The 10,169-nt window shown below is 34.1% G+C and carries 3 protein-coding genes; all 3 read left to right on the top strand.

All coding sequences use genetic code 11. The features are described from left to right. Positions 1-868 precede the first annotated feature (868 nt). The 3 genes from LV89_RS24595 to LV89_RS24585 are packed head-to-tail and all read left to right on the top strand — an operon-like array spanning position 869 to position 8,865. Entirely contained in the window at positions 869-7,303 is a 6,435-nt protein-coding gene (locus LV89_RS24595; RefSeq protein WP_109745647.1) for a DUF6443 domain-containing protein, read from the top strand. A 12-nt stretch (positions 7,304-7,315) separates the two neighbouring features. After that, positions 7,316-7,762 (top strand): hypothetical protein, encoded by a 447-nt coding sequence (locus LV89_RS24590; RefSeq protein ID WP_109745646.1) that lies wholly within the window; start codon positions 7,316-7,318, stop codon positions 7,760-7,762. A gap of 50 nt (positions 7,763-7,812) precedes the next feature. Next, positions 7,813-8,865, top strand: coding sequence for a hypothetical protein (locus LV89_RS24585; RefSeq protein WP_109745645.1), 1,053 nt, complete (start codon positions 7,813-7,815; stop codon positions 8,863-8,865). Positions 8,866-10,169 lie beyond the last annotated feature (1,304 nt).

The following is a 10,169-nucleotide window of genomic DNA, read 5'->3' as shown; positions in this document are numbered from 1 at the left end:
GACAAACGAAGTGAGTGCATTCTCAAAATTGGTATAGTGGGCTATACTAATTTCTTAAATTATCCCCGCACGAAAGTAACCCCTTTTTGCCAACTTTAAAAGAATATACAATTTATTTTAATTAATGGTTTACCATTTTTAAAATCGGTAATTTTGAAAACGAATAAAGTGTCTCTCAAAAAGAAGACTCTTTATCAAAATAGGTGGTGTTATGCTTTTCCCAAATGGATTCCATTTGGGAAAATTTGTTTACTAACCTATCTATCTCGAATAACCCTTTTATAGGTTGGTGTATTTAATCTGAAACGTATCATGTAACGTTACAAACAAGCGTTACGTAACGTTACAATACCGTTTTTGAAGGACAAATTATCTTACTTATTTTTTGTACCTACCTCTATGTTCCTGTTTTGTACCTACATTAATTAATACAAAAAATGTCCATTTTTACGATGAACAACGACCTGTATCATCATTGTATTTATCTTGTTTTTTGGAAAAAACGTTACGTAGAATTACCCTATTTTGGGGGTAAAAGAATAAATAATGAGTTGATTTTTTGGACAATTAAAAAAGTCCGTTTAACATTGCTCTTGAATTTGAATTAGAAAAACATAAAATATTATAGCGTTTAGCTTGAAGTTCCTGTTCATCAAAACTCTGGTAAAGTTAATGAATACAAAACGGGAAAGTATTAGCAAAATGCTCACGTTTCCGTGAGCGTTGCTTTGCTTTGTTTTGTAGGTTTTACCAGAGACCTTGATGACAAGTAAGTAACGTTTCACGTTTTTTTATGTCTGAACTTTAGTAAGCAACTATTTTAATTGAATATATATCGTTTTATCCTTTAAAAAACCGTCCATTTTTTATGAAGAGATTTCTATGCTCATTCCTATTAGGAATACTGTTCTGCTTGCCTTTATTTTCTCAAAACCTAAAAAGTAAGTATTATCGAGATTCAGTCTTGGTGGATTCTACCGATAAGTCAAAGGGCTACATCACTAATTTTACTACTGGGGGAAGTAGTAATGGTTATGTTCCCGATGTTATCCCTCCTTCCCCTAATGCTGCATCAATGGGTCGCTTTGGTGACGTTGCTCTCAATCTTAGTTCGGGCTTACCTAATCTACCAATTGCTCTTTATACAGGTATAGAAGGCTCTATTTCCGTTCCTGTTGGTTTACAATATCGTTATACAGGTTTTAGACCGAGTGAAGATGGTGGCGTTTTGGGTCGTGGATGGACGCTTAATGCGGGCGGAATTATCACTCGAACTCAAAAAGGAGCATGGCATGACGAGAAAATTATTTTGCCTGAATCAGCTCATCAAGGCGGTTATCTAATGAGTGCTTATGCGGTGGCTCAGGTAATTAATCCTTCAACTGGGGCTTGGATTTGTAATAGTAGTTGTCCCTATCCTTTTGGGAGTTTTCAAGATTTATATGATGGAGAACCTGATATATTTAACTTTTCATGTGATAAATTCTCAGGTAAATTCTTTTTTGGAGCGGATGGTTTAATTAAAATTGTTTCTGACCAAAAACTTAAAATAGAATACATTTGGAAGAAAAATACAGTCTATTTGTTTGGTATGGGTTATCAAAATATCATTCATTGGACAATTACGACGGAAGATGGAACAAAGTATCGTTTTGGTTTCACAGGGTCAAATCCTATTAATGTAGATTTTGCCATTTCTTCGGTGGAGCATACGATTTCAGCATGGCACTTATACGAGATTGAAGCCCAAACAGGAGAAAAAGTGACATTCACCTACTTGAATGACCACGTGTCTCAGACCGATATAGTAAAATATCATACGACTTCTTCGGTAACTCAAAATTACTTAAATACATCAGATGGCAGTGAGTATCAAGAATCATCCTCAACACCTTTTACCAGTTCAAGTGCGGAAACATTTTTAAAAACCATTGAAGGGAGTAATTGGAAAATAGACTTTACACACGTGGAATATAATACCACTACGCCTGGAGGCTCACCAGACCCTTATAGTTTTTTTAAATTATTACAATCAGTAAAAATATCGGCGAAAACCAGTCCTTTAACTACGCTAAAGTCTTTCAATTTTACCTATAACGCTACTACTACAAAAGCATTACTAACGACTATTCAACAAAAAGACAGTCAAGGAAATAATGCTATGCCAGCTCATAGTTTTGAGTATTTCAATAATACGCTTCCTTCTTCCATTAAATCTACCAGTACAAGTATTGATTATTGGAATTATTATAATGGTGCATCTAACACAACCCTATTACCTCAATTTGGGGCAAATAGAAATCCAGATTTGGCATCTACTCGAACAGGAGCATTGAAGAAAATTATTTATCCCACCGCAGGGACTACCGAGTTTGAGTATGAATTAAATGAGTATGGCTATATCCGAGCAACCGCTAATAGTGCTAAACGTACTAACATTGGTGGTTTACGAGTAAGTAAAATAACAGAAACACCTCTGATAGGTGGAACTATTGTTAAGCAGTACCAATACAATGATTTTGCTGATTCAACTCGTTCGAGTGGAATAGTGGACGAAATAACGATTCCTTATGCTTTCAATATCAATTTATTAGTGAATTGTAGCAGTAGTGTGTTTGGTAGTTCTTGTCCCAACAATAACAATATTACCTACACGGTTTTTAAATCTGAACCCTTTTATCAGATGAGTAAAGAGCCTGTATATTATTACAATGTTCGTCAGACTATCAATAACAATACTCGTAGCGACCACACCTTCACTTCTCATTTTGATTACGCTGATTTTTTAGGAAATGGGTTTGGATTAACCAATAATTCTCTGGGACCATTTTCCAGTAAAGATTTTGGAAGAGGAATGCCTAAAAGTGTGAAGTATTATAAGAATTTAACAGAATTAGTTTCAGAGAAGAAATACGTTTATGCTCTTTCGGATAGCTATTTAGCTCCTACCTTTTTTATTGGAACAGCCTTCTTTAGAGTTAATACAGGTCAGAATATTGTCTATTCCAAAGGCTTAAATACCTACTCAGGTTGGTTAAGAAAATTAGTGGAAACGGATGTCTATTATAGTGGGAGTGCCTTTTTAGACAAAAGAACTTCGTATGATTATAATAGCAATTTACAGGTTTATAAACAAACTTCTACGGAGAGTAAATCAGCTTCTGTTCCAGTTTCTCCTGACTTTTCGCTTGATACAAGGACAATTCAGACCTATTTTAAATATCCTGCTGATTTTCCTGACAATACGGTTTTGACTGCGATGAAAGCTCGTGATATTATTAGTCCTGTTATCGAAAAACGTTCGGAATTACGTGATAATGAAAGTAATCAAATATTGGCTGATATTTCTTATGAAAAGACAACTTACGCTTTATTTGGCAATGCTTATTTGCCTTCAAAAATAGAGACAAAAGTAGGGGATGGCTCATTGTTCACCGCCATAGATTTTAATAGTTATGATACACGTGGCAATCTAACCCAGTATAAAACTCGTAGTGGACAGACGGTTGATTTAACTTATTATGGTAGTAGTGATGCAGGAAAACGAGATTTATTAAAGACCATGACTATCGGTGGCGGAACGAGTGGCAACATTTTATCAAGAAGCACCACGTATGATTATAAACCTTTAGTTGGGCTTAGTTCGGTAACGGATTTAAACGGTTACACCCTTACATATCAGTATGATAATAATAATCGTCTCATTTCGATAAAAGACCCTCAAAATTATTTACTAAAAGATTTTGCCTACCATTATGCCAATGAAACAGCTTTATCTAACTTAGGAATTGTGCCTACCAATACCATGAATTACTTGGTTACTCGGACGGCAAGAACGGCTCAAACAGGTACTTCTTTAGGAACTGGCGTAGATAGCACGCAAACCGATATTAGCTACATGGATGGTTTAGGTCGTGGGATTGAATCATTAATTTGGAAAGGAACACCCGATAAAAGTAAAGATTTAGTAACGGCGACCACTTTGTACGATGCCAATGGCAGAGCCTACAAACAAATCTTACCTACGCCAAGTGATGCTTTGACAGGAGCATATAAAAGCTATTCCGAAAGTTTAGCCAGTAGTTTTTACGGAGATAGTTCACCCAGTACGGAAACTATATTTGAAAATAGTCCACTAAACCGTCCAGTAAAGCAATTTGGAGCGGGTGCTGCTTGGCGAACAGCAGACAAATATGTGTCAATGGCTTATCAAATTACAGGGAATGAAGTAACTCAATTTGATATTCAATACGATGGAACGGTAAAAGCCGACACTTCTTATCCTGCAAGCTCTTTGTATAATAATGTTACTACTTCAGAAAGGGGAAGTTTGTCTTTAGAAATCAAAGATAGACAAGGGAGGGTTACTCATAAATTTCAGCAATTAGCGGATGGATTTGTCTTTGGAGTTACGGCTTACGTGTACGATGACTTGGGTCGCCTTCGCTTTGTGGTAATGCCTCAAGCATACGATAAGATGGGAAAGGGGGCAGGTAAAATTAAGGGATTTACTGACACCAGTACCATTTATAAAGAATTTTGCTATGGATATTTTTATGATGATTTGGGAAGACTATCGGCGAAACATATTCCAGGAGGCGGAACAAAATATTTCGTGTACGATAAGAGCGATAAAATTGTTTTAGAACGTGACGATAAGGACTTAGCAGACGGTTATTATTTATTTACCAAATATGATGCTTTATCTCGTCCGATTGCCAAAGGGTTACTAAATACTACTGCCAGTCAATCGACCTTGCAAACGGCTTTTGATGCTATTACAACGCCTTATGAGCAGATAGGAACGGCTTTATTAGGCTATACCAATCAGTCTTTCCCATCAAATTATAGACCTTTAGAAACGGATACCAAGCAAGTATTTTATTATGATGATTATGCTTTTAATACCGATGCTAATTATAGTTTTCAAAGTGCTAAAGCCTTTCATGCTCAGGGCTTAACCAAAGGATTGCTCACGGGAATGTTAGTCAGAAATTTTGAGACCAATGATTGGTATAAGTTTTTAAACCATTATGATTACAAGGGGCGTATCATTCAGCAATTTTCACAGAATCATGTAGGCGGAATTGACCGCACAGACTATCAATATCGTTTTAATGGAGAGATTCTAAAAATGAGAATGACCCATAAGAAAGCAGGAGCAAATGATTTAGTAGAGCTTTACGAATATGCTTATAGTCATGTAGGGAAAAGAACGGCATTTTCGCACAATGGTAAGGTAGTCGGGAAATATGAATACGATGGCGTTTGGCGTTTAAGTGCCAAGAAGTTTTCTCCAGTAGGCAGTTCTCAAAGTACGCTCAAAACAGGAAATTGGACGGATATAGCTACTTGGCAATCAGGTAATTTCCCTTTGTCCAATGATAATGTAACCATTAATCAAGGGCATACGATAACTATTCCTTCGGGAGAAATCGCATCGGCAGGAATACTGAATGATAAGGGAACACTTAAAAACTTTGGAACGCTTAATTTTGGCAATAATAATACGGCAGATTTGTATGCTTTAACGTATCAAAATCACATCAGAGGGGGATTGAAAGGCATAAATCTTGATGCTAACGGTAATCTTACCAATAATCTTTTTAGCTTAAAATTAGCATACGAAGAGGGTACAGATGGATACTTTGATGGCAACATTAGAAACCAGTATTGGAAGTCTTCAATCGACGGTATTCAAAGAGCCTATCAATATACCTATGATAGAGCATCGAGAATAACGGCGGCCGCCTACGGAAGTACAAAAGCAGGGGAAGATTATTCTTTAAATAACGTTAGCTATGATAGTAATAGCAATATTACTAATCTGTCAAGAAATGGTTGGAAAGCGAACAATACTTTTGGTATAATTGATAATCTCAATTATACCTACAATACTAATTCAAACAGGATTTTAAAAGTAGATGATATAAGTTCCGAAACGGCAAGTTTTACCGATGCCACAGGGACAACCGATTATACCTATTATGCCGATGGCTCATTGAAATCTGATGCTAACAAAGGGATTACGCTGATTGAATACAATTATCTTAAATTACCTAAAAAAGTTGTTCAGAATGGCGTAACTACTTTGTATCAATACGATGCCACAGGTAGAAAATTAAAAGAAACCATTGGCTCAAATGTTACCGATTATTCAGCCAATAAGATTTATAAAAATGCTACCTTGTATCAAATTTCGCACGATGAAGGTAGAATTATCAATGGTGAGTATGAGTACAATATCAAAGACCATTTAGGGAATTTAAGAGTAGCGTTTAGGGATTCTTTGGGCGTGGCTAAAATTACGCAAACAAATGCTTATGGAGCGTGGGGTGAAGAGTTACCAACTTTGTCGTTCTTAAAATCTGCTTGGAAGGCTGATAACTTTAAGTTCACAGGAAAAGAGAGTTTACAAGGCACAGGCTATACCGATTTTGGGGCAAGATGGTATGATAATATTGTACCGAGATTTACGACAATTGACCCACTTAGTGAGATTTCAAGAAGATTTAGTCCTTATACTTATGCTAATAATAATCCTTTGCGGTTTATTGACCCCGATGGGATGGCATCTCAAACGATTAAAGATTTTAATGGAAATTCTCATACCGTTGGAGATGATGACCAAACAACAATTTATCAAAGTGCAGCCAATACAGATAATAGTAAGGATGATGTTAATATTCATGGTTCTGATGGAAAGACATTAACCGTAAAAGCACCCGGACCAGATATTAATGTAAATATTGGAGCTAAAGTAGGTCAGAATAAAACTGTTGATATTGGACTTAAAAATATTGAAGATTTGGCAATTGGATATGTAGGTTCTGCTGATGCTGGGCTTCAAATTTTTGTTGGTAGCTCCGCAGGCGTAAATATTACCAAAGTGATGTTTTTCAATAAGGAATATGGAGGGTATTGGTACACTTATATTGGTGGTCAAGCGACAGGTAGAATAGGTTTGGGAGCTCAAATAGGAGCATCTGCAACGCTTGGTATTTTTGCAATGGTAAACAAGGGAAGTCAATCAGATAGATTTCACCCATCACAATTTGAAGGTAAATCTATAACTTATGCTTTGGAAGCAAACTTAAGATTAGGGGGAGGTATTGGTGTAAATATGAACTATATGGATGCTGGTATCTGGAAGGGTATTGGCATAGGTGCAGGCATTGGTGTAGGTGCAGGGGCAAATTTTGGAGGAGCTATATCAGCAGGATATTCAACATTATTAACTCCAGTTATTCCTACGTTTAAAAGAAATTGGCTTGATATTATATTAAATAACTTAAATCACTAAATAGTTTTTGACATGAATAAAAATAGTGTAAAACAAATACTCTTATTTATAGCTTTTGGATGTCCTATATTAATATATGGTATCTATGAGATATTTTTTGGTGTTGATAGTAGAGCTAAGACATACTTTCAAAATGCCAATTTAAATTTTAGTGGTAAGGTTTCACATACAAAAAAAATCTCTCATGGAGCTGGATATATATGTTTAGATTTAGATTCTACAACAATGAAGCATTACAATCCATCAGATACCTTGTCTAAATATTTTTGTATAATTGATAATAATAAGGCAATTTTAGTAATTGATGGTGTCTCTACATTTGAAATTGGAGATGTATTTGTTATTAAGAATGATAGTAGTTTTCACTATGACAAAAAGAAGAATATTCTTAAATGGAAAAGTAAACTTATTTTGGTTGATTGGATAGATTCTCCAAAATCACTTGATATGTGTAACTAAACGTAGTTTGTATTAAATAGTAATTTTATAAGTCATCAATACCTAAAATCATGCAAAAAATAATTGTAAGCATTTTACTCCTGTTAATCAGTATTAATACATACTCTCAAAATTTTGAAAGAGGACAAATTATTAAAAATGGTGAAAAATTTGAAGGGTTTATTAAATATGAAAACTGGCTCAAAAGTCCAAAGAATATTCAATTTAGAGTTTCGTTAAATGATACAATTCAAACAATTGAAGCAGATGATATAGCACAATTTACGGTTCATAATGAAGTCTATATTTCAAAAAAGGTCGTTATCTCTTTGTATTCAGATTTACCAACCTCAAGAAACAATCCTTATCAACCCAAACCGATAGAGGGTTTTTACTTTTTAAGAATATTTTTTGAAAATCAGCACATTAATCTCTACCAAATGATTGATAAGAATGAAGGAGTACATTTATTTATTGAAAAAGATAAATTATTCCAAGAGCTGCTATACTCAAAACGAAATCTGTATAATGAACAAGACATACTCTATTTGGAAGAAAAAAAGAAATACATAGGTCAATTACGAACAGCCTTTGCCGATTGTGAGGCTATAAAAGTATCTGATAATCTTCAGTTCGAGAAAGAGGATATTTTAAAACTATGTAATCAATACAAACAGTGTAAAACAGATAATTCTATTAATTTCATTAATAAAAAACAGGCTGAGGATAAAGTAAATTTTTCTATTGGAGCTGAAGGAGGGGTGTTTTTGAACACTGAAAATGGTTCAAACTGGGTTACAGGTGTAGCATTAAGGTTAAATTTTCCCCGAAATTTTAGAAATACTTACGTAATGATAGAGGGTAATTATTATAAAAACAATTATCCAATTATGGATTTTGCAGGAGGTGCTTTATTTGCAGGAACACATTTTGGGAAAAACGAAATAAGACCATTTTTCAATGTAGGATTTGCATATTTCAATACAAATTCATCACAAGCTGCTGGGGTATTAGGAATAGGAATAAGTTGGAAAAGAAGTTTCAAATTTGAATACCGAAGAAATGCTTTCTCAAGTGCCACTGGATTCGACCACCTCTCAGTGGGTTATATGTATAATTTTTAATATAATTTCTTATTACGATTTACCATCGAGAAACGGATAGCATCAAAAAGTGTGGGGCAATCATGCCGCCAACTTGATTTCATAAGGGTTTTTTAGCGATTTTATCGCTAAAAATTTGGGATATTTTTTTCTAAATTATCGGTTGTAACTAAAGAAAAGTCAAAATTTCCACGACTTCCGTAGAAATTTTCAAGTCAGATGAAATCACATTTGAGTAATTGTAATTCTCAAACAACTCATTTCTTATGATTGTTAAAAAATACCCAACAAATCTATTTTTCTATGCATTACTACCTTAAAACAATGGCTATTTTTCCCTTACTGTTTTGATATAAAGTTCTGACTCATTATTCTAAACATAAATTTTAGACCAATTTTAGAAATTTTAACCCCTGAGAATTGATTACAGGCAAAATATATTCAATTCAAAATTTTCTGGCAGAGTCGTGGAATTTTTGACTTTTCTTTAGTTACAACCAAAATTCTGAATAACAAGACTTACGATTTGATATTGATAAAATAAGGGCTTGGGAATATAAAAATGTTGCCTAAAAATTCCCCTATAAATTATTAATAGTCTCTAACTTATAGGGTGCTATCTTACTTTTGGCCCAATAAGGGATTTGCAACCAATAAAGTGATAAGATATTGTGCTGGAACAATGCCCGAACAGGAGAAAAAACTTTTTGAATTTAAACGACGGAGAGACCCTATTTTAATACTCTCTTTATCTGTATATCAAGAAGAAAACTCAATCGTTTTAGGAAAAAGTGAATTTTAATAGAGGATAAAAGAATAAACTAATCTATTAGTTTAAAATTGTGATTGTGAAACCCGCATAGAATCTGCTTTCTAATCCACTAAAATCACATGAAATAATAAAGAGTAGCTTCTGTACTCCCAAAATGTCTTAAAACGCAATTATAATAGCTAATTAACTGCAAAAATTCTTTGACATCAACTACTAATTAGCAAAGTCATCTCAAAACGCTATTATTTTTAGCAAAAACCAAGTGCAACTAACTTTTTAGTTCACCACCTCTTTATTATTTTATTTTCCCTCCCTTTTTGATTTTGGTTTTCTTTATTTCCTATTTTCAACTCTTGCGAAAGCAACACTTTATATACATTTTTTAAAAAAGCGTGAGGCATCAAATATTGATAATTATTTTATCAAATTATTTGATTGGTAATTATACGACCGTAAACACTTGATTATCAAGATATTAAAGCTACAAAAGACACAAATTCTAAGGAAAAAGACACAAATTCTAAAAGAAAAGACACAAATTCTAAACTATAAA

The organism is Arcicella aurantiaca, from assembly GCF_003148625.1.
GTDB classification, from domain to species: Bacteria; Bacteroidota; Bacteroidia; order Cytophagales; family Spirosomataceae; genus Arcicella; species Arcicella aurantiaca.
This window is presented reverse-complemented; position numbering and strand designations above follow the sequence as displayed.

Excerpts from the sequence above, each read along its gene's own strand:
- LV89_RS24595 (WP_109745647.1), top strand. The coding sequence starts at position 869 with ATGAAGAGATTTCTATGCTCATTCCTATTAGGAATACTGTTCTGCTTG.
- LV89_RS24590 (WP_109745646.1), top strand. The coding sequence starts at position 7,316 with ATGAATAAAAATAGTGTAAAACAAATACTCTTATTTATAGCTTTTGGA.
- LV89_RS24585 (WP_109745645.1), top strand. The coding sequence starts at position 7,813 with ATGCAAAAAATAATTGTAAGCATTTTACTCCTGTTAATCAGTATTAAT.